19 protein-coding genes and 1 other RNA gene are annotated in these 18,946 nt (G+C 68.4%); 11 read left to right on the top strand and 9 right to left on the bottom strand.

All coding sequences use genetic code 11. The features are described 5' to 3' along the window. Positions 1–41: 41 nt before the first annotated feature. The gene (locus tag J0J10_RS12845) at positions 42–3,728 is read left to right on the top strand and encodes an AsmA family protein (RefSeq protein ID WP_291646926.1); all 3,687 of its coding nucleotides are present in this window, start codon (positions 42–44) and stop codon (positions 3,726–3,728) included. 89 nt (positions 3,729–3,817) lie between these two features. Here J0J10_RS12845 and J0J10_RS12840 read toward each other — a convergent pair whose 3' ends face one another. Further along, positions 3,818–4,426 (bottom strand): LysE/ArgO family amino acid transporter, encoded by a 609-nt coding sequence (locus J0J10_RS12840; protein WP_291646925.1) that lies wholly within the window; start codon positions 4,424–4,426, stop codon positions 3,818–3,820. 94 nt (positions 4,427–4,520) lie between these two features. Between J0J10_RS12840 and J0J10_RS12835 the strand changes: the two genes are divergently transcribed. Further along, positions 4,521–5,429 (top strand): LysR family transcriptional regulator ArgP, encoded by a 909-nt coding sequence (locus tag J0J10_RS12835; protein ID WP_291646924.1) that lies wholly within the window; start codon positions 4,521–4,523, stop codon positions 5,427–5,429. On the opposite strand, the gene J0J10_RS12830 is transcribed toward J0J10_RS12835, so the two are convergent. The 6 genes from J0J10_RS12830 to J0J10_RS12805 all read right to left on the bottom strand — a co-directional run bounded on the left by J0J10_RS12830 (position 5,413) and on the right by J0J10_RS12805 (position 8,698). Further along, the gene (locus tag J0J10_RS12830) at positions 5,413–5,655 is read right to left on the bottom strand and encodes a ribbon-helix-helix domain-containing protein (protein WP_291641168.1); all 243 of its coding nucleotides are present in this window, start codon (positions 5,653–5,655) and stop codon (positions 5,413–5,415) included. The two genes, J0J10_RS12835 and J0J10_RS12830, sit on opposite strands and share 17 nt — an antisense overlap. Further along, a complete protein-coding gene (locus J0J10_RS12825) occupies positions 5,652–5,852 on the bottom strand; it encodes a DUF4169 family protein (protein ID WP_291641170.1) in 201 nt (66 codons plus the stop codon). Before J0J10_RS12825 ends, J0J10_RS12830 begins: the two co-directional genes overlap by 4 nt. 3 nt (positions 5,853–5,855) lie before the next feature. Continuing rightward, a complete protein-coding gene (fumC, locus tag J0J10_RS12820; protein WP_291646923.1) occupies positions 5,856–7,250 on the bottom strand; it encodes a class II fumarate hydratase in 1,395 nt (464 codons plus the stop codon). A 7-nt stretch (positions 7,251–7,257) separates the two neighbouring features. Continuing rightward, complete coding sequence (locus tag J0J10_RS12815) at positions 7,258–7,857, bottom strand: SspB family protein (RefSeq protein ID WP_291646922.1); 600 nt, start codon at positions 7,855–7,857, stop codon at positions 7,258–7,260. A gap of 93 nt (positions 7,858–7,950) precedes the next feature. Next, positions 7,951–8,336: a transfer-messenger RNA gene (gene ssrA / locus J0J10_RS12810) on the bottom strand. Between the two features lie 89 nt (positions 8,337–8,425). Further along, positions 8,426–8,698 (bottom strand): hypothetical protein, encoded by a 273-nt coding sequence (locus tag J0J10_RS12805; protein ID WP_291646921.1) that lies wholly within the window; start codon positions 8,696–8,698, stop codon positions 8,426–8,428. Between the two features lie 232 nt (positions 8,699–8,930). On the opposite strand from J0J10_RS12805, the gene J0J10_RS12800 reads away from it, so the two are divergent. From J0J10_RS12800 to J0J10_RS12765, 8 genes are all read left to right on the top strand, one after another. After that, positions 8,931–9,725 (top strand): thymidylate synthase, encoded by a 795-nt coding sequence (locus J0J10_RS12800; protein WP_291646920.1) that lies wholly within the window; start codon positions 8,931–8,933, stop codon positions 9,723–9,725. Beyond that, complete coding sequence (locus tag J0J10_RS12795) at positions 9,722–10,204, top strand: GNAT family N-acetyltransferase (protein WP_291646919.1); 483 nt, start codon at positions 9,722–9,724, stop codon at positions 10,202–10,204. The genes J0J10_RS12800 and J0J10_RS12795 overlap by 4 nt, the downstream gene beginning before the upstream one ends. Positions 10,205–10,208: 4 nt before the next feature. Then, complete coding sequence (locus J0J10_RS12790; RefSeq protein ID WP_291646918.1) at positions 10,209–10,736, top strand: dihydrofolate reductase; 528 nt, start codon at positions 10,209–10,211, stop codon at positions 10,734–10,736. Positions 10,737–10,905: 169 nt separating this feature from the next. Further along, on the top strand, positions 10,906–12,075 hold the full coding sequence (gene hflK / locus J0J10_RS12785; RefSeq protein WP_291646917.1) for an FtsH protease activity modulator HflK: 1,170 nt from the start codon (positions 10,906–10,908) through the stop codon (positions 12,073–12,075). Beyond that, on the top strand, positions 12,072–13,004 hold the full coding sequence (gene hflC / locus J0J10_RS12780; protein WP_291646916.1) for a protease modulator HflC: 933 nt from the start codon (positions 12,072–12,074) through the stop codon (positions 13,002–13,004). The genes hflK and hflC overlap by 4 nt, the downstream gene beginning before the upstream one ends. A 23-nt stretch (positions 13,005–13,027) precedes the next feature. After that, entirely contained in the window at positions 13,028–13,213 is a 186-nt protein-coding gene (locus tag J0J10_RS12775; protein WP_291635867.1) for a DUF2065 domain-containing protein, read from the top strand. Positions 13,214–13,447: 234 nt separating this feature from the next. Then, positions 13,448–14,962: a DegQ family serine endoprotease gene (locus J0J10_RS12770; protein WP_291635869.1), complete on the top strand. Its 1,515-nt coding sequence runs from the start codon at positions 13,448–13,450 to the stop codon at positions 14,960–14,962. Positions 14,963–15,103: 141 nt separating this feature from the next. Next, complete coding sequence (locus J0J10_RS12765) at positions 15,104–15,445, top strand: DHCW motif cupin fold protein (protein WP_291635870.1); 342 nt, start codon at positions 15,104–15,106, stop codon at positions 15,443–15,445. 192 nt (positions 15,446–15,637) lie between these two features. Here J0J10_RS12765 and serB read toward each other — a convergent pair whose 3' ends face one another. Further along, the gene (serB, locus tag J0J10_RS12760; RefSeq protein ID WP_291635872.1) at positions 15,638–16,528 is read right to left on the bottom strand and encodes a phosphoserine phosphatase SerB; all 891 of its coding nucleotides are present in this window, start codon (positions 16,526–16,528) and stop codon (positions 15,638–15,640) included. Here serB and miaA point away from each other — a divergent pair. After that, the gene (gene miaA / locus J0J10_RS12755) at positions 16,496–17,467 is read left to right on the top strand and encodes a tRNA (adenosine(37)-N6)-dimethylallyltransferase MiaA (RefSeq protein WP_291646915.1); all 972 of its coding nucleotides are present in this window, start codon (positions 16,496–16,498) and stop codon (positions 17,465–17,467) included. The genes serB and miaA overlap by 33 nt on opposite strands. A gap of 7 nt (positions 17,468–17,474) precedes the next feature. Here the strand turns inward: miaA and J0J10_RS12750 are convergent, their stop codons facing one another. Continuing rightward, positions 17,475–18,938 (bottom strand): GGDEF domain-containing protein, encoded by a 1,464-nt coding sequence (locus tag J0J10_RS12750; RefSeq protein ID WP_291646914.1) that lies wholly within the window; start codon positions 18,936–18,938, stop codon positions 17,475–17,477. Between the last annotated feature and the right edge of the window lie 8 nt (positions 18,939–18,946).

Genomic DNA, 18,946 nt, shown 5'->3' with positions numbered 1-18,946 from the left:
GTGCATGATCACGCGCGTGATGAACGGAATGTTGCAAGAGCGTGCGTGAGGCCCTGACCTTCCTGGCCGGGCTTTTGGTGGCGGCGTTGCTGGCGGCGCTGCTCGGGCCCGGCTTTGTCGATTGGCGGGAGTATCGTGGCCATTTCGAGCAGCGGATCGGCGCGGCGCTCGGGCTGGAGACGCGCATTGCCGGCGATATCGGCCTGCGCCTGCTGCCTTCGCCGCGCCTGACGCTGCGGGCGGTGAAGCTCGGTGCGGCCGATGGTGAAAGCAGCGCCGCGACGATCGAACGCCTGACGGTCGAGCTCGCCCTGGCGGCGCTGGCGCGCGGCGATTTCCGCCTGACCGAGGCGGAAGCCGACGGCATGGCCCTGACCCTGATCGGCGATGCCGACGGGGCGGTGTCGATGCCGCCACGCCACGGTACGGGGTTGCCGGCGGCGACGGCGATCGACCGCTTCGCCATTCGTCGCTCGGCGATCATCTGGCGCGAGGCCGGCAAGCCGGCGAAGGTGCTCGCGCCGATTTCGGTCGATCTCGCCGCCGCCGGCCTCGGCGGCCCCTGGCGGATCGAGGGCGAGGTGGCGGGAGCTTCGCTGCGGTTCGCCACCGGTGAGGCCGAGGCCGATGGCCGCCTGCGTGCCAAGATCTTCGTCACCGGCGAGCAGAACCAGCTGTCCTTCGATGGCGCGCTCTCCCTGCCGATGGCTGGAGGGCGGCTGCAGCCGTCGCTCCAGGGGGCCTTCACACTGACGCCGGGCGGTGCGCTCAGCCTGTCCGGTACGGTCGGTGGGGGGGCTCGGCAGCTCGATTTCAGCAGCCTCGCGATTGAGATAGCCGGCGGGGCCGCCCGGCTCGAGGGCGAGGGCCACGTGCTTCCGGCGACGGGCTCCGGCGGGTTTCAACTGCGCGCGCGCCGCCTCGACGCCGACGCGCTGATCGAGGCGCTGGATCAGCGCCCGGGCTTCGAGCGCGCGCTGCAGGCCCTGCCTGGCGCCCTCGATCTCTCGCTCGATCTCGACCAGATCGCCTGGCGAGGCGAGGATCTCAGCGGCTTTTCCTTGCGCGGTCGCCTGGACCAGTCCGGTGTTTCGGGCGCGCGTGCCGGCCTCCGCATCGCCAATGCGACGCTGCAGGCGAGCGGCGACCTCGGTGAGGCCGGTTTTCGTGGAGAGCTTTCGCTGAAGGCCCCGGATGCACGGCGGGCGGCGCTGGCCCTGGCCCGGCTCGGCGTCGAGCCGGCGCTGGCAGATGGCTTCGCCGCCTTCCGCGAGTTCGAAGGCGCCGCGACGCTCGACTGGCGCAGCGGGCAGCTCGGCGTCGAGCGCCTGTCGGTCAAGACCGGCTCCGGCCAGCGCCTCGAGGGCTCGGCGGCGGTCACTCCCGGCAAGCTCGAAGCGAAGCTGCGGCTGGACGGGCTCGACCTCGCCAATCTGCCGCCGGGCGAGAGCCTGACCGGCCTTGCCGGCGGCCGCGATCTCGCGCTCGACCTGACGCTCGGCGGCGTGCGCTACCGGGCCACGGCGCCGGGTTCGGCCCGGCTCGCCTTGACGCGGCAGGGCAGTGACTGGCGGCTCAGCCGTTTGTCGGTCGAGGGCTTCGGCGGCGTGCGCGTCGAGGGCCAGGGCGCCCTGCTGCCGGATGGCGGCGAGATCAGCGGCCGGGTGCGTGCGCCACGTTTTGCTGCGCTGGCCGCTCTGGCCGGCGCGCTGCTGCCCGACCAGGCCCGGCGCATCCTGCCGCGCATCGAGGACGGGCTGGCCGGGCTCGACAGCAGCTTCAGATTGACCCGCGCCAGCAGCGGCGAGACCGGCCTCGTCGCGGAGGGAACGGCGCAGGCCGGAAAGCTCAGCCTGAACGCCGGTCTCGGTCGGACAGGAGACTGGACCGGCGGAGAGCTGCGCCTGGCGCTCGATGATCGCCGCCGGGCTTTTGCCGCCTTCGGCCTGCCGCGGCCGGCGCAGGGCGGGCCGGGCGAGCTCAGGCTCGATTTCGGCGCCGGCGGCCCGGCCGGTTCGCTGAGCGGCCCCGGGCTGGCTATGGTTCTGGAAGGAGCGGGGGAAGGCGTGAGGCTGAACCTGCAGGCCGAGGCACCCGGGCTGCTGATGCCCGAAGGGCTGGCGCGCCTGTTGCCCCAGGGCGTGATCGACGCTTCCGGAAAAATCCGGTTCGGCGAGGAGAGCATGCTCGAAGATCTCGTCGTCAACAGCGGCGGGCGCACGGCGCGCGGTGCGCTGGCGCTCGGCGCCGATGGCGCGATCGGGGGAAAGCTGGCGCTGCCGGCTTTCGCCTTGCAGCCGCTGCTGACGGCCACGCTCGGCAGCGCGTCGCCGGTACCGGGCAGCGTCTGGTCGCCGGCGCGCTTCCAGGCGGCGCCCGGGCTCGGAGAGATCAGGCTTGCGATTACGACGGAGCGGCTCGCGGTGAGCGAGCAGTTCGCGCTCGACAAGGCCGCGTTCCAGCTCGCGACCGGGATTGACGGGCTCTCGATCAGCGATCTGAGCGGGCGCCATGCCGGCGGCGAGGTTAGCGGTGGACTCTCGATCCGCCGCGAAGGCGGGCTGGCACAGCTCTCGGGCCGGCTCGGGCTGGCGGGACTCGACCTGGCGACGCTGACTGGGGGGGCGCTCACCGGCAAGCTCTCGGGCCGGTTCGAGGCCGGCGGCTCGGGCGAAAGCCCGGCGCGCCTGATCGCCGGGCTCGGCGGTGCCGGCTCGATCAGCGTCAGCGGTGCCGGGATGAGCCGCTTCGATCCGGCTGCTTTGTCTCGGGTGATCGCAGCCACGGGGGAAGACGCGTCCGAAAGCGAGACCGAACGGTTGCAGGACCGGATCGCAACGGCGCTGGAGCAGGCGAACTGGCCGCTCGGTGATGTGACGGTGCCGTTCACCCAGGCGGGTGGCGTGCTGCGTGTCCAGCCGGTCACCTTCGAGCGGGCCGGGCTACGCGCCGAGGCGAGCGGTACGGTCGACTGGCGGGCGATGAATCTCGACCTCAGGCTGGCATTGCGTCCGCTTTCCGCGCCGCCGAAGGACTGGCCGCAGCAATTGCCGCAGGTCGGCTTCGCCTGGCGCGGTCCGATCGCGGCGCCACGCCGCGAGGCCGATGTCGCGGCCTTGTCGAATGTCGTCGCGGCACGGGCGCTTGCCAAGGAGATCGAACGGGTCGAGGCCTTCGAGGCCGATCAGCGCGAGCGTGCCTTCTTCTCGCGGCGGCTCCGGGCCGAGCGCGAGATGCGCGAGAACGAGCGCAAGCTCGCCGAGTTCCTGAAAGCCGAGGAGGAGCGGCGTCTCGCCGAGGAGAAGCGGGCCGAGGAGGCGCGCAAGCTCGAGGAAGCCCGGCTCGCCGAAGATGCCCGCAAGGCCGAACTCGCAAGACGCGCCGAAGAGGCGCGGCAGGCCGAGGAGGCACGCCGGGCCGAGATCGCCCGAAGGCTGGAGGAGGCGCGGCTCGCGGAGGAGGCGCGCAAGCTGGAGTTGACGAAGCGACAGGAGGAAGCGCGCAAGGCCGAGGAAGAGCGACGCAGGGTCGAAGCCGAGGAACGGGCCAGGCAAGCGGCGATCCGGGCCGCGATCGAGGGCCGGTCCGGGCCGATGATCCTGCAGGGAGCGCCGCCCTCCTACATTCCGGGCGACCCCTATGTCAGGCCGCGTGGTGAAGCGCCGCCGCTTGCGCCGCCACTGGATATCCAGCCGGTGCCGCGTCCGCTGTCGCGCTCGCCAAACTGATTCAGCTCGCCGGGACGTCGATTCAAGCGCGCATCCAGTCCTTCTGGATTGCTTCGCCGCGCCCGCAATGACGGAGGGTCGAGAGGCGATCAGACGCCCCGCAGCAGTTTGAAGGCGATCGCCCACATGGTGGCGGCGACGATGCCGTCGAGAATGCGCCAGGCCGCCGGGTTGGCGAAGAGCGGGCGCAGCCAGCGCGCGCCATAGCCGAGCCCGAAGAAGAACAGGAAGGAGGCGGTCATCGCGCCGGCGGCGAAGATCAGCTCCTGCCCGGGAAACTGGCTGGCGATGCTGCCGATCAGCAGGACCGTGTCGAGATAGACATGCGGGTTGAGCCAGGTCAGGGCGGCGCAGGTCGCGAGGCTCGCCGACAGGCTGGCGCCGCCGGCGGTGCCGACCGCCAGGGCCTCGGAGGAACGCAAGGCCGAAAGCAGGCTGCGGGCGCCGTACCAGACCAGGAAGGCGGCGCCGCCATAGCGCAGGGCCGGCTCCAGCATTGGCAGCATCGCCGTCGCCTGCCGCAGGCCGACGACGCCGAGGAGGATCAGCACCGCATCGGAGAGGGCGCAGGTCAGGCAGACCGCGAAGACGTGCTGGTTGCGCAGGCCCTGGCGCAGCACGAAGCTGTTCTGGGCGCCGATGGCGACGATCAGGCTGAGGCCCATGGTGAAGCCGGTGACATAGACGGAGAGGGGCATCGGCGCGGTTTCCGGTTGGTGAGGTTCCGCCTAGGCTCGATACCGGCATTAGTGTAGTTAAATTTGATTATGCGAATTAAGCTCAGCTAAGGTCATGCTCGATTATCCGGCCATGCAGGCCGTATCCCTGGTGGTGCGGACCGGCAGTTTCGAGAAGGCTGCGCAGGCCCTGAACGTAACGCCCTCTGCCGTCTCGCAGCGCGTCAAGCTGCTCGAGGAGCGGATGGGCACCGTGCTGGTCATCAGGGGGCAGCCCTGCACCGCGACCGAAAGGGGCGAATGGCTCTGCCGCCATATGGAGCAACTCGGTCTGCTCGAAGAGGAGCTGATGGCCCGGTTGCCGGCGCTGGCCGAGCCGGATCAGCCCCAGCGACGCGCCACGCTGCGGATCGCCACCAATGCGGACAGCCTCGGGACCTGGTTCCTCGGCGCGGTCGCGGCCTTCGCCCGGCGCAGCACGCATCTTCTCGACATCGCCGTCGACGATCAGGACCATACGGCCGAGTGGCTGCGGCGGGGGCGCGTGCTCGCCGCGGTCACGGCGCTAGCCAAGCCCATTCAAGGCTGCCGCGTCACACCGCTCGGCTCGCTGCGCTATCTGGCGACGGCGAGCCCGGAGTTCATCGTGCGGCATTTCCCCGGGGGCGTGACGCTGGAGGCGCTCTCACAGGCGCCCTCGCTGGTCTTCAACCAGAAGGACCGGCTGCAGCGCCAGTGGATGCAGCTCGCCTTCGGCGCGAGTCCGGATCACCCCGTCCACTGGGTTCCTTCGACGCAGGGCTTCGTCGATGCGAGCCTTCTGGGCATCGGCTGGTGCGTCAATCCCGAACTGCTGGTGCGGGACCATATCGCGACCGGACGGCTGCATGAACTCGTGCCCGGCACATCGCTCGACATTCCGCTGTTCTGGCAGGTCAACCGGATCGCCTCGGACCGGCTCGCGGACCTGACGCACGCCATGGTCGAGACGGCACGCCAGGTTCTCGTCAATCCGCAGGGCTGAGCGGCGCAGCTCCGGCGCGGGCGCGGTAATGTGCGAGGACATGCAGGCGCAGGGCGGAGGAGAGATTGGCTTCGCCGCGGGCGAGATCGATTTCGGCGACCAGGCCGGCGAGCGGCCGGCCTTCGGCAGCGGCGATCTCCTTCAGCGCTTCCCAGAACGGTTCTTCGAGAGAGACGCTGGTTCGATGGCCGGCAATGGCGAGCGAGCGCTTGTGCAGGCCGCTCATGCCTCGCCCTTGTCGTCCTTCGTCGCGTCGAGGCGGTGCCCGTCGAGACGGGTCGCCTGCAACGTCTTTTCCGCCGCTGTCAGTTTGCGCTCGGCCTTGGTGCGGCCGAATTCGATCCGGTTCTGCGCGGCCTGCGCCTCGGCCGTCGCACGGTCGCGGGCCTTGCGGGCGCGCCGGAGATTGATGATCTCCGCCATGCCTCAGGCCGGGCCGAGCATGTGTCCGGGCACGACCGTACGGTCGAACAGCGCCGCCTCGACGCCGGCGCGCAGAGCCTCCTCGCGCAGCGTCGTGCCGTTGTGATGGGCCGCCTTGGCGATGGCGGCGGCCTTGTCATAGCCGATCGCCGGGGCGAGCGCGGTGACCAGCATCAGCGAGCGCGAGAGCAGTTCTTCCAGCCGCTCGCGATTGGGCTCGATGCCCTCGACGCAGTTGAGGCGGAAGCTCTCTGCCGCATCGGCCAGCAGCCGGGCGGATTGCAGAAAAGCCTGGGCGATCACCGGCTTGAAGACGTTGAGCTCGAAATGACCCTGGCTGGCGGCGAAGGCGATGGTCGCCTGGTTGCCGTGCACGCGGGTCGCGACCATGGTCAAGGCCTCGGCCTGGGTCGGGTTGACCTTGCCCGGCATGATCGAGGAACCCGGCTCGTTCTCGGGCAGGCTGAGCTCGCCGAGGCCCGAGCGCGGGCCCGAGCCCATCAGGCGGATGTCGTTGGCGATCTTGAACAGGTCCATGGCGAGCGCGGTCAGCGCGCCATGGCTGTAGGTCATCGCGCCATGGCTCGCCAGCGCCTCGAAGAGATTGTCTGCGGTGCGGAAGGGCAGGCCGGTCAGACGGGCGATCTCGGCCGAGAAGGCCTTGGCGAAATCGGGATGGGCGTTGAGGCCGGTGCCGACCGCAGTGCCGCCCTGGGCGAGGGCCAGCAGGCCGGGCAGGGTCTGATCGATCCGGGCGATGCCGAGCTCGATCTGGGCGACATAGCCGGAGAATTCCTGGCCGAGCGTGACCGGGGTCGCGTCCTGAAGATGGGTGCGGCCGATCTTGACGAGGTCGGCATAGGACTTGGCCTTGGCGTCGAGCGCGTCCTTCAGCCGGGTCAGGGCCGGCAGCAAGTCCCGCGAGACGGCAAGCGCCGCGGCGATATGGATCGCCGTCGGGAAGCTGTCATTGGAGGACTGGCCCTTGTTGACATGGTCATTGGGGTGCACCGGGCTCTTGGCCCCGAGGCCCGCGCCGAGGATCTCGTTGGCGCGGTTGGCCAGCACCTCGTTGGCGTTCATGTTGGACTGGGTGCCGGAGCCGGTCTGCCAGACCACCAGCGGGAAATGGTCGTCGAAGCGGCCGGAAAGCGCTTCGTCGGCCGCCTGGACGATGGCGGCCTCCAGCTTGTGATCGAGCAGGCCGAGGCGGGCGTTGACGATGGCGGCGGCCTTCTTGACCAGCACAAGCGCGTGCACGAGCGGCAAGGGCAGGCGCTCGGCCGGGCCGCCGATGCGGAAATTCTCGAGGGAGCGCTGGGTCTGCGCCGCCCAGTAGCGGTCGGCAGCGACGGAAATCGGACCGAAGGAATCGGTTTCGCTGCGATATTCGGTCATGGCCGGCTCAGGTCTTCTTGCGGAAGGCGTCGAGGCTGAGAACCTGCGCGCCACCTTCCCCCTCGGCCTCGGTTTCCTTGTCTTCGGCCTGCGCCTCGCCGGTTTCGCTGGCGGGCTTCGCGGCGGGGGGCGGCGTCGGCTTCGGCTTGCCGGCAAGCGCCAGGGCTGCCGGGGCGGCGTTCGGCTCGGTGCCGACGGCGCGCGGCCCCTTCGGAGCCTCCTGGGCATCCGGGGCGGCCTCGGCCTGCGCGTCCTGGGTCTCGAATTTCAGGCCGAACTGCACTGAGGGATCGAAGAAGGTGGTGATCGCATCATAGGGGATCAGCAGCCGTTCAGGCACACCCGAGAAAGACAGCCCGACCTCGAAGGCGTGTTCGCTGACGTTCAGGTCCCAGAACTGGTGCTGGAGCACGATCGTCATCTCGTCCGGGTGCTTCTCGCGCAGGCGCTGCGACAGGCGCACGCCCGGCGCCGTGGTCCGGAAGGTGATGTAGAAATGATGATCGCCCGGCAAACCGTCGCGGCCGGCCTCGGACAGGATCTTGCGTACCACGCCCTTGAGCGCGTCCTGTACCATCAGGTCGTAGCGGAGAATGTCCTTCGTCATCGCGTCCGGATTCCGTTTCGATCATGTCCTGCATGCCCGGACGCCGGGCATCCGGCACATGCATAAGAGGGCATGCCGCCCTTCATCAAAAAAAGTGGAGGCTTCTGTTGCCAGGCGCCTCCGAGCCCCGCCTTACGCGGCTAAGCGCAAGGGCTTTGGTTTGGGAACCAGCACCGCTTACGCGGCGACAGCAACCCGAGCATTGTTGTCGTTGGCAACTATGCTTTGGCCCGATAACGGCGGAACCATGCCGAGCAAAAGAACGACCTTTACACCCTCGTCGATCCTATTTCGCCCCCGCCGCAGCCCTGCAGCTTCGAGGCTGCAAGTTTCCTGCTGCTCGCGCCGCAGGGCTGGGGTGGAGGCGCCGGGTACCGCCCCCGGGTCCGAAAGGCTTATTCCGACGTCCGTTTATCGCCATAGCCGTTCTTGCGAGCGGCATGGCGAATATAGGCACTGTGATCGCGGGGGGAAAGAGAGCAGGAGGGTTTTCCGGCTCAATAATCGCCCGGCGGCACAAACATGGCCAAATGAAGCGCAACCTGCCGGAAAATCGGCGGAAACGGGCTCAGCGCAGCAGCGTTCCGTCATGCGCATTGATGTCGATGACGCGCTCGTCGCCCGATCGGTCGCGTCCGGCGAGCTCCCACCGGCCTTCGAGCAGCGCGATTTCCTCGACATGGACGAGGCCGGTATCGAAGGCGATGGCGCGGGCCTGCGCCTCGCTGATCCCCTCGATGGCGGCGGTCTTGGTTTCCCGTGGTTCGGCGGCGGCGCCAAGCGCCCCATTGGCCATGAAGGCCGCGACGGCCAAGGCAGCCAGCAACTTCGTTCTGCTCATGATTCAATCCTCATCAGCACGGGCCGATTTTGCGCAGGCCCGAAGCGCCCCTTGTCTGTCATCGGGCTCTCAGATTGGGGCGCGGGTCCGGCAATGCAGCGGAGCAGGGCGTCACAGACGATGCCGTTTTCGTGAGCGCCTGCGCGGGGCTGCGGGGCGGCATGCGCAAACGTCTCTGGACGGCGCCGCCACGGCTCTTTTGGAGCGGGCTCGAATCCGGCTAGATGCCGGCATGCGCCAGTATCACGACCTCCTGAAACGCGTTCTCGACGAGGGTGTCCGCAAGGACGACCGCACCGGTACCGGCACGCTCGCCGTGTTCGGCCATCAGATGCGCTTCGACCTCGCAGCCGGCTTCCCGCTGGTGACGACCAAGAAGCTGCATCTGAAATCTATCATCCACGAGCTGATCTGGTTCCTGCGCGGCGACACCAATGTGCGCTATCTCCAGGAGAACGGCGTCACGATCTGGGACGAGTGGGCCGATGCGAATGGCGATCTCGGCCCGGTCTATGGCCGGCAGTGGCGCTCCTGGCCGGCGCCCGACGGGCAGACCATCGACCAGATCGCCTGGCTGGTCGATGAGATCCGCCGCAACCCGGATTCGCGCCGCCTGATCGTCTCGGCCTGGAATCCGGCCGACATCCCGAAAATGGCGCTGGCGCCCTGCCATTGCCTGTTCCAGTTCTTCGTCGCGGACGGGAAGCTCTCCTGCCAGCTTTACCAGCGCTCGGCGGACGTCTTCCTCGGCGTGCCGTTCAATGTCGCGAGCTATGCGCTTTTGACCCATATGGTGGCGCAGGTGACGGGGCTCGGCGTCGGCGAGTTCGTCCACTCCTTCGGTGACACCCATCTCTATGTGAACCATCTCGACCAAGCGAAGCTGCAGCTCTCGCGCGAGCCGCGGGCGCTGCCGACGCTGAAGCTCAATCCGGCGGTGACGAAGCTCGAGGAGTTCCGCTTCGAGGACATCGCGATCGAGGGCTATGATCCGCATCCCGGCATCAAGGCGCCGATCGCGGTATGACGCTCTCCATTCGCCCCGCCCGGCCCGAGGACGCCGGCCTCGTGCTCGGCTTCATCCGCGAGCTCGCAGAATACGAGAAGCTGCTGCACGAGGTGGTGGCGAGCGAGGCCGACATCGCCAGGGCGCTGTTCGAGCCCGAGCCGAAGGTCTTCTGCGACATCGCGGAATGGGACGGGAAGCCCGCCGGCTTCGCGATCTGGTTCTACACCTATTCGACCTTCACCGGCCGGCACGGCATCTGGCTCGAGGACCTCTATGTGCAGCCCGAGTATCGCGGCCGGGGTATCGGCAAGGCGCTGATGGTCCGCCTCGCCCGGCGCTGCGTCGACGAGGGGCTGTCGCGCTTCGCCTGGTGGGTGCTGAACTGGAACGAGCCTTCGCGGGTCTTCTACCGCTCGATCGGCGCCGTCGCGCAGGATGAGTGGACGGTGAAGCGGCTCGACGGCGAGGCGCTGGCGAGGCTGGCGCAAGGTGGCTGAGTCGATGTCCGCAGACGCAGCGCAGCTGCCCGTCGTCCTGGTCGCGGCGATTGCCGACAATGGCGTGATCGGCAGCGAGAACAGCCTGATCTGGCGGCTGAAGACCGATCTGCGACGTTTCCGCGCGCTGACCATGGGCTGCCCGATCATCATGGGCCGCAAGACCTTCCTTTCGATCGGCAAGCCGCTGCCGGGCCGCGAGACGGTGGTGCTGACGCGCGATCCGGACTTCCGGGCCGAAGGCGTCGCGGTCGCGACCTCGCTGGAGGAGGCGCTCGCGATCGCGCAGCGGCTCGGGACGCAGAAGGGCGCCGGTGCCGTGATCATCGGCGGTGGTAGCGAGATCTACGCTCTCGCCCTGCCGCTGGTCGACCGGATGGAACTCACCTTCGTCCATGCTGCCCCGGCAGGCGACGCGGTGTTTCCGGCTTGGGACCGTGCCGCCTTCAGCGAGACTGCGCGCAGCGAGCATCCCGCCTCGGCCGATGACGAGCATGCCTTCAGCTTCGCCAGCTTCGAGCGGCGCATTTGAGCCCATTCGAGTGCCCACGCGACAAATGACTTACGTCGAAAGGGGCTTGCGTCGTTGACGAATCCGTGGCCGATGCCCAAGTCACAGCCCATCGCGCCGCCCGGCGCTGACAATGAACTGCCGTTCGGTTATTGCACGGTCGGTATTTAAAGTGAGGAACGGCTGAAGAATGCCTTGGAGCAACCAGAGCGGCGGTAGCGGGGGAAGCGGCGGCGGAGGTGGTCCCTGGGGCCAGCGCGGCGGCGGCAATGGCGGCGGTCCCTGGGGCGGCGGTCCATCGGGCGGCAATACGCCCCCCGATCTCGAGGAGATCATCCGGCGCGGCCAGGACCGGCTGAAGAATTTCATGCCCGGCGGCAATCTCGGTGGCCGTGGCGCGCTCGTGATCGGCCTCGGCCTCGTCCTCGTTTGGCTGGCGACCGGCATCTACACGGTGCGCCCGAACGAGGTCGGCCTCAACCTGATCTTCGGCAAATATGTTGGCAAGACCGGGCAGGGTCTGAACTACAACCTGCCTTATCCGATCGGCAGCGTGATCAAGCCGCAGGTCACCAACGTCATCACCACCGAGGTCGGCTTCCGGACCGTCGAATCCGTGCGCGCCTCGCGCCAGAGCGACGTGCCCGAGGAAAGCCTGATGCTGACCGGCGACGAGAACATCGTCGACATCGACGTGATCGTGCAGTGGCAGATCGATCCCGGCGCGCCTGAAGCCTATGTCTTCAACATTCAGGATCCGCCCGGAACGGTGAAGGCCGTGGCCGAGAGCGCGATGCGCGAGGTCATCGGCCGGCGCAACATCCAGCCGGTGCTGACCACCGACCGTGCCCAGATCGAGACCGAGGTGCGCCAGCTGATGCAGGACACGCTCAACTCCTATCGGGCGGGCGTGCAGATCAGGCTGGTCCAGCTCCAGAAGGTCGACCCGCCGCAGCAGGTCATCGACGCCTTCCGCGACGTCCAGGCGGCGCGCGCCGACCAGGAGCGCCTGCGCAACGAGGCCGAGACCTATGCCAATCGGGTCGTGCCGGAATCGCGCGGTCGCTCGGCTCAGCTGATCCAGTCCGCCGAAGCCTTCAAGGACCAGACGGTCAATGAGGCACTCGGCCAGATCAGCCGCTTCACCGCTGTCTACGAGCAGTACAAGAACGCACCGGACGTGACCCGCGAGCGTCTCTTCATCGAAACCATGGAGCGTGTCCTCGGCGGCATGGACAAGATCATCCTCGATCAGAACAAGTCCGGCAGCGGCGTCGTCCCCTATCTGCCTCTCTCCGAACTTGGTCAGCCCCGTCGTCCGGCCGGCCAGGCCCAGCAGCAGCAGGGAGCGGTGCGATGAACGGCTTCCTTCGCGTCGGCGCGCTCGCGCTGATCGGCATTGCGGCCGTCGTGTTCTACGTCGCGACCTTCGTGGTGCAGCAGACCCAGTCGGCCATCGTACTGCGCTTCGGCGCGGTGCGCAGCGTCGTCACCGCGCCCGGCCTCTATTTCAAGCTGCCGGCGCCGTTCGAGCAGGTGGTCTATCTCGACAACCGCATCCTCGACCTCGACCTGCCGGCGCAGGAAATCATCGCCGCCGACCAGAAGCGTCTCGTGGTCGACGCCTTCACGCGCTACCGGATCTCCGATCCGCTGCGCTTCTATCAGGCGGTCAACAACATCCCGCGCGCCAATTCGCAGCTGGCCTCGATCGTCAACGGTAACGTCCGTTCGGTGCTGGCCGAGGCGACCTTCACCTCGATGGTCCGCAATGACCGCTCGCGGCTGATGAACCGCATCCGCGACGACGTGAACCGCGAGGCGGCGCGCTTCGGCATGACCGTGGTCGATGTCCGCTTGCGCCGGGTCGACCTGCCGCAGGCCAACTCGCAAGCGGTGTTCCAGCGCATGCAGACCGAGCGTCAGCGCGAGGCTGCCGAAGCCCGCGCGCTCGGTGCCCAGCAGGCGCAGGAGATCCGGGCCCGGGCCGAGCGCGAGGCGACGATCATCGTCGCTGAGGCGCAGCGCAAGTCGGACGAGATCCGCGGCCAGGGCGAAGGCGAACGCAACCGCATCTTCGCCGAAGGTTTCGGCAAGGATCCGGAGTTCTTCGCCTTCTACCGCTCGATGCAGGCCTATGAAGCAAGCCTGAAGGCGGGCGATACGCGCATGCTGCTCTCGCCGGATTCGCCGTTCTTCCGCTTCTTCAACGATCCGGCCGGCGGCAAGCAGGGAGCGGCGCCTGCCGCTTCCGGCGCTGCTCCGGCGGCCGGCGCGGCCCGGCCCTGATCTCAAGCGGGCGTCGGGGCGGCATGACGGATTTCCTCGCGGCATTGGGCCTGGTCTTCGCCATCGAGGGGATATTGTTCGCCGCGATCCCGCATCTCGCCAAGGACGCGCTGCGCAGTGCCGCCGAGACGCCGCCCGATCGGATGCGGCTGATCGGCATCGTCTCGGCGATCATCGGCGTGCTGCTGGTCTGGCTGGTGCGCGGCTAGCGCCGGCAAGGCATATTACCGATCGGGCCGGCTCGGCCCGATCGGATTTTTTCCGGGGACGGCTGCCCTGCGCCCGCAGCTTTCCGCAGCCACGAGAAGCGGCGCCGGCCTCGCCGATCACGCGATCGCGTGATCTTGCGTCGCCCTTCCGCCGTATTTTGGCGTTCTGAGTTGCGTTCGGATTTCGGCTGCGCTGCAATGCCGGCAAGGCGCGACCTTCTCACGAGGACATCGATGGCAAGCAAATTCTCCCATGCCTCCCGCCTGACCCGTATCGCGCTCGTCGCCGGCGTTGCGCTCGGCGTTCCGCTTGCGGCGCCGGCTCTCGGTCAGGCGGCCTCGCCGCAGGTGCAGGGGCAGATCTCGCTGGCCGATCTCGCCGAGCGGGTGATGCCGGCCGTGGTCAACATCGCGGCGGTGACGACGAGCGAGACCCGCGGGCGCACGCTGCCGCAATTGCCGCAGCTCGGCCCCGACACCCCGTTCGGCGATCTGTTCGAGGAATTCTTCAACCGCCGCGGCCAGGGCGGGCAGCAGGGCGAGCGTCAGGCGCCGCAGCAGCGCCGCTCGCAATCGGCCGGCTCGGGCTTCGTGATCGATCCGTCAGGCATCGTCGTCACCAATAATCACGTGATCGGCGACGCCAACGAGATCACGGTGGTGTTCGGCGACGGGCTGCGCCTCAAGGCCGAAGTGGTCGGCAAGGACACCAAGGTCGACCTCGCCGTGCTGCGTGTGAAGCACGACAAGCCGCTGCCCTTCGTCAAGTTCGGCGATTCCGACAAGATGCGGATCGGCGACCCGGTGATGGCGATCGGCAACCCGTTCGGCCTCGGCGGCTCGGTCTCGTCGGGCATCGTCTCGGCCCGCAACCGCGACATCAACCAGGGCCCCTACGACACCTATATCCAGACCGACGCAGCCATCAACAAGGGCAATTCGGGCGGTCCGCTGTTCAACATGGCCGGTGAAGTCATCGGCATCAACACCGCGATCCTGTCGCCCACCGGCGGCTCGGTCGGCATCGGCTTCGCCGTGCCGTCCTCGCTGGCGATGAACGTCGTCGACCAGCTCAAGGAGTTCGGCGAGACCCGCCGCGGCTGGCTCGGCGTGCGCATCCAGAATGTCGACGAGGCGACCGCCGAGGCGCTCGGCCTCGGCACGGCGCGCGGCGCGCTCGTCGCCGGCGTCGACGACAAGGGCCCGGCCAAGCCGGCCGGCCTCGAGATCGGCGACGTGATCGTCAAGTTCGACGGCAAGGACGTCAAGGATTCGCGCGACCTGCCGCGCATCGTCGCGGCGACGCCGGTCGGCAAAGACGTGCCGATGCAGGTGATGCGCAAGGGCAAGGAAGTCACCAAGACGGTCAAGCTCGGCCGGCTCGAGGATGGCGAGAAGGTCCAGCAGGCCTCGGCCAACAACAAGCCGGCCGAAGCCGCCAAGCCCGCCGTGACCTCGGCGCTCGGCCTCGAGCTTTCGGCCCAGAGCGAGGAACTGCGCAAGCGCTACTCGATCAAGGACGGGCTCAAGGGCGTGGTGATCACCAAGGTCGACAGCAACTCGAACGCCGCCGACAAGCGCATCCTGGTCGGCGAGCTCGTGGTCGAGGTCGGCCAGGAGGCGGTGAACTCGCCCGAGGACGTGACCAAGCGCCTCGACGCCCTCAAGAAGGAGGGCAAGAAGTCGGCTCTGCTGCTGGTCTCGAACGCCCAGGGCGAAGTCCGCTTCGTCGCGGTCTCGATGAACTGATCACGGCTCTCGCCGGAAAATCGCAAAGGGGCGGGCGGAAGTCCGCCCCTTTTGCTTGGCCGGCTGGCGTGATCGCCCTATTGCAACGGTGCAGGGCGCGGGCAGAGGCGGAGATTCCGGCCGCTGCGGGAGGAACATGGCATGCGGATGAGCGAAATTCCCTTCGGGACGACCGACTGGTCGGACATCGAGCCGGAATACCATGCCGGGGAGCAGGGCCAGGCGAGCTGGCGCACCCGCCGCTTCGGGCCGCAGGACAATGCGATCCGGGTGCGGATGGTCGAGTATTCGCCGGGCTATGTCTCCGACCATTGGTGCGAGAAGGGGCATATCCTGCTCTGCCTCGAGGGTGAGCTCGAGACCACGTTGGCGGACGGGCGCGTCATGCTGCTGCGCGCCGGCATGAGCTATCAGGTCGCAGACAATGCCGAACCGCATCGCTCGCGGGCGCCGAAGGGCGCGCGGCTCTTCATCGTCGACTAGCGCTGATCGATTTCGCGCGGCAGTTCCGCGTCATTCCGGGGCGGCCGGCAGGGCCGAGCCCGGAACCCATGAACATCGCGCGCGTCCAGCGGAGCGCTGTATCTGCGGCACTCTGACCGGCTTGTTCAGTGTTCATGGGTTCCGGGCTCTTCGCATCGCGAAGCCCCGGAAAGACGGCGTGTTCAGCCGCCTTCAGTCCCTGACGATCTCATCGCCGCGATAGCCCTGGGCGTAGAGCAGGGCGGAGAGGTCGGCATGGTCGAGCCGGGCATCGGCCGCGGCGGCGACGGCCGGCTTGGCGCGATAGGCGGCACCGAGCCCGGCCTCGCCGAGCATGGCGAGGTCGTTGGCACCGTCGCCGACGGCGAGTGTCGCCTCATCGGGCAGGCCGAAGCGGCTGCGCAGCTCGACCAGCGTGTCGAGCTTGGCCTGCTTACCGAGGATCGGCTCGGCGACCGCTCCGCTCAGCGCCGAGCCGCTGCTGAGCAAGGTGTTGGACCGGTCCTCGTTGAAGCCGATCATGCGGCCGATCGGGCCGGTGAAGACGGTGAAGCCACCGGAGACCAGTGCCGTGTAATGGCCATGAGCCCGCATCGTCCGCACCAGGGCGCTGCCGCCCGGGGTCAGCGTGATGCGTTCGCGGATGATCTCGTCGACGACGGCGAGCGGAATCCCCTTGAGCAGCGCGACACGCTCGCGCAGCGCCGGCTCGAATTCGAGCTCGCCGCGCATGGCCCGCTCGGTGATGGCCGAGACCTTCTCCTTCAGCCCGACATAGGCGGCGAGCTCGTCGATGCATTCCTGGCCGATCATCGTCGAATCCATGTCGGCAAGGAACAGGCGCTTGCGGCGCGTCGCCGCCGGCTGGACGATGATGTCGACCGGGGCGCCGTCGAGTGCGGGGCGCAGCGCGGCTTCGAGCTTGCGCGCATCGTCCGCTTCCGCGAAGAGATCGGCCGCGATCTCGCCATCCAGGCGTTCGATCCGGGCCGGGGCGGGGGCGGCGTCGCGCAGGCGGGCGAGCAGCGCCTCGCCGAGCAGGGCCTGACCATGGGCGGAGACGAAGGTGGCAACGAGCGTCATGAGGGAGCCGGGCAGGAGGTGAGGTACAGCGCGGTGCTCATCGCAGGTCCGACGGCGAGCGGCAAGTCGGCACTGGCCGTCGCGCTGGCGCAGCGCTTCGGCGGTGTCGTGATCAATGCCGATTCGATGCAGGTCTATCGCGACCTCTCGGTGATCACGGCGCGGCCGACCCGGGAGGAGATGGGAGACGTCCCGCACGATCTCTACGGCCATGTCAACGGCGCCAGGAACCATTCGGTCGCGGCTTATGTCGCCGAGGCGGCGGCGCTGCTCGCGGAGTTGGCGACACAGGGCCGCCTGCCCGTGCTGGTCGGCGGCACCGGCCTCTATTTCAAGGCGCTGACCGAGGGCCTGTCCGCAATTCCGCCGGTTCCCGAGGCGGTCCGTGCCGATTTCCGGGCCCATGCCGCTGGGCGTACGACTGGTGAATTGCACGACGAGCTTGCGGTGCGGGACCCGGAGATGGCAGCAAGGCTGCGTCCCAGCGACCGGCTGCGGGTGATGCGGGCCCTGGAGGTGCTGGCCGCGACCGGTCGCTCGCTCTCAAGCTTTCAGGGCGAGCGCCAGCCGGGGCCGCTCGCAGGTCAAAAGCTGTTGCAGATTTTCCTGGCTCCGGAACGGGAGCTGGTGCGGGAGCGGATCGACCGGCGTTTCGACGCGATGATGGCGGCAGGCGCGCTGGACGAGGTCTCGGCGTTGCGGGACAGGCGGCTCGATCCGCTGTTGCCGGTGATGCGCGCCCATGGCGTGCCCGGGCTGATCGCTTATCTCGACGGCCAGCTTTCGCTCGCAGAGGCCGTGGTGCGCGGCAAGGCGGATACGCGCGCCTATGCCAAGCGGCAGGTGACCTGGTTCCGCCATCAAATGGCGGGCTGGCACGCCGTCGCGCCGGAGGCCGGCCTCGCCTTCGCCTTGGCGGAGCTGGCCCTTCGGGACTGAGCTGCGCTTAAGCGGCGGCCGCGATCTCGTCCTCGGCGCAGCGAATGCAGTCGCGGCCTTCGTCCTTGGCCCGGTAGAGCTGCTTGTCGGCGCGAGCGACCAGAGCGCCGAAATCCTCGTCGGCGCGGCGCGTGGCGACGCCGATGCTGGCCGTCACCTGGAGATCGAGCGTCTCGGAGACCGGCAGATGGCTGCGGCGCAGGCATTTATGCAGGCGCTCGGCGAAGCGCCGCGCCTCTCTGGCGCCCGTGCGTGGCAGCAGCACGGCGAACTCCTCGCCGCCGAGCCGGCCGACGAGATCGTGCCCGGCGCGCATCTGTCCGAGCAGCAGATCGGCGAAGGCGCGGATGACGGCGTCGCCGGCCGGATGGCCATGCGTGTCGTTGACCCGCTTGAAATGGTCGATGTCGATGATGAAGAGCGAGGTCTCGTGCCCTAAGGCGGCTGCGGCCCGGATTTCGGCGTTGGCCTTCTCGATCATCGAGCGGCGGTTGAGTAGGGTGGTCAGCGGATCGGTCTCGGCGAGCCGACGCAGCTCCTGCTCGCGCTCCTCGCGCTGGCCGAGCTCGTGCGAGAGAGCCCGCCGGGTCGCGCGTTCCTTGCCTATCTCCAGGGCCAGCGTCGCGGCCCGGCTCTGCAGGGTGAGGTTGGCGAGCTTGAGCTCGGTGATGTCGGACAGCGTCATCACGAGTCCGTCGCCGAGCGGTGCCAGCGCGACCTGCAGCCAGAGATCGCGCCCGTCGACGGTGTAGGACGCCTCGAACATATCGTTGCGGCGGAGTTCCATGACATAGAGGCAGCGGCGCCAGATCGTCTCGTCGGCTAGGAAGGGCAGCGCCTGGCGGCCCTCGCGGTCGACCAGCGCATCTCCGGCCAGGCCGGCCATGGCGGCGGCGCGCCGGTTGGCGGTGATGATGACGGTGCGATCGATATTGCCGTCCTCGTCGCGCAGGGCGCGCAGGGCGACGATGCCCGCCGGCGAGGTGTCGAGCACGGTTGTCAGAAGTTCTTCGTGAAATTGCAAGGGCTTGCTGAAGACGATCAGCCGGCGCTGGCCATCGGCGCAGGTGGTCGGCAGCACCAGCCGCTCCCACAGGCTGACGCGGACGGTCTTGACGGCGCGATGGATGGAATAGAGCGGCTTGCCGCTGGAGAGAGCCTCGTCATAGCAGGCGATGGTGAAGCGAGCGACCGCCGGGCGCATCTGGGTGACGTGACCGCCGGTGCGGTCGCAGCCGACAAAGCGGATGATGTCTTGGCCGAAATGCTCGTAGCGGTAGTCGCCCGTTCCGGTCGGCGCCATGATCATCAGGTCACGGGCGCAGAAGGAGAGAAGCTCGCTGCTCAGCGCCTCGAAGGAGGCGCCGGCGAAGTCGGGCAGCGCTCTGCGATCGAACCGGCCCAGCAGGTCGGCGACTTCGGGCGCGTAGGCTCGCTCGACGATGTTGTGGGTATGGACTTCCTGATGCATCGGGCCCG

The sequence above is a fragment of the Allobosea sp. genome, assembly GCF_017308075.1.
Lineage (GTDB): Bacteria > Pseudomonadota > Alphaproteobacteria > Rhizobiales > Beijerinckiaceae > Allobosea.
The sequence above is the reverse complement of the archived record's forward strand: the minus strand, read 5'-3'. Positions and strand labels throughout refer to the sequence as shown.

Excerpts from the sequence above, each read along its gene's own strand:
- J0J10_RS12840 (WP_291646925.1), bottom strand. The coding sequence starts at position 4,426 with ATGCCCCTCTCCGTCTATGTCACCGGCTTCACCATGGGCCTCAGCCTG.
- J0J10_RS12835 (WP_291646924.1), top strand. The coding sequence starts at position 4,521 with ATGCTCGATTATCCGGCCATGCAGGCCGTATCCCTGGTGGTGCGGACC.
- J0J10_RS12830 (WP_291641168.1), bottom strand. The coding sequence starts at position 5,655 with ATGAGCGGCCTGCACAAGCGCTCGCTCGCCATTGCCGGCCATCGAACC.
- J0J10_RS12825 (WP_291641170.1), bottom strand. The coding sequence starts at position 5,852 with ATGGCGGAGATCATCAATCTCCGGCGCGCCCGCAAGGCCCGCGACCGT.
- fumC (WP_291646923.1), bottom strand. The coding sequence starts at position 7,250 with ATGACCGAATATCGCAGCGAAACCGATTCCTTCGGTCCGATTTCCGTC.
- J0J10_RS12815 (WP_291646922.1), bottom strand. The coding sequence starts at position 7,857 with ATGACGAAGGACATTCTCCGCTACGACCTGATGGTACAGGACGCGCTC.
- J0J10_RS12805 (WP_291646921.1), bottom strand. The coding sequence starts at position 8,698 with ATGAGCAGAACGAAGTTGCTGGCTGCCTTGGCCGTCGCGGCCTTCATG.
- J0J10_RS12800 (WP_291646920.1), top strand. The coding sequence starts at position 8,931 with ATGCGCCAGTATCACGACCTCCTGAAACGCGTTCTCGACGAGGGTGTC.
- J0J10_RS12795 (WP_291646919.1), top strand. The coding sequence starts at position 9,722 with ATGACGCTCTCCATTCGCCCCGCCCGGCCCGAGGACGCCGGCCTCGTG.
- J0J10_RS12790 (WP_291646918.1), top strand. The coding sequence starts at position 10,209 with ATGTCCGCAGACGCAGCGCAGCTGCCCGTCGTCCTGGTCGCGGCGATT.
- hflK (WP_291646917.1), top strand. The coding sequence starts at position 10,906 with ATGCCTTGGAGCAACCAGAGCGGCGGTAGCGGGGGAAGCGGCGGCGGA.
- hflC (WP_291646916.1), top strand. The coding sequence starts at position 12,072 with ATGAACGGCTTCCTTCGCGTCGGCGCGCTCGCGCTGATCGGCATTGCG.
- J0J10_RS12775 (WP_291635867.1), top strand. The coding sequence starts at position 13,028 with ATGACGGATTTCCTCGCGGCATTGGGCCTGGTCTTCGCCATCGAGGGG.
- J0J10_RS12770 (WP_291635869.1), top strand. The coding sequence starts at position 13,448 with ATGGCAAGCAAATTCTCCCATGCCTCCCGCCTGACCCGTATCGCGCTC.
- J0J10_RS12765 (WP_291635870.1), top strand. The coding sequence starts at position 15,104 with ATGCGGATGAGCGAAATTCCCTTCGGGACGACCGACTGGTCGGACATC.
- miaA (WP_291646915.1), top strand. The coding sequence starts at position 16,496 with ATGGGCGGAGACGAAGGTGGCAACGAGCGTCATGAGGGAGCCGGGCAG.
- serB (WP_291635872.1), bottom strand. The coding sequence starts at position 16,528 with ATGACGCTCGTTGCCACCTTCGTCTCCGCCCATGGTCAGGCCCTGCTC.
- J0J10_RS12750 (WP_291646914.1), bottom strand. The coding sequence starts at position 18,938 with ATGCATCAGGAAGTCCATACCCACAACATCGTCGAGCGAGCCTACGCG.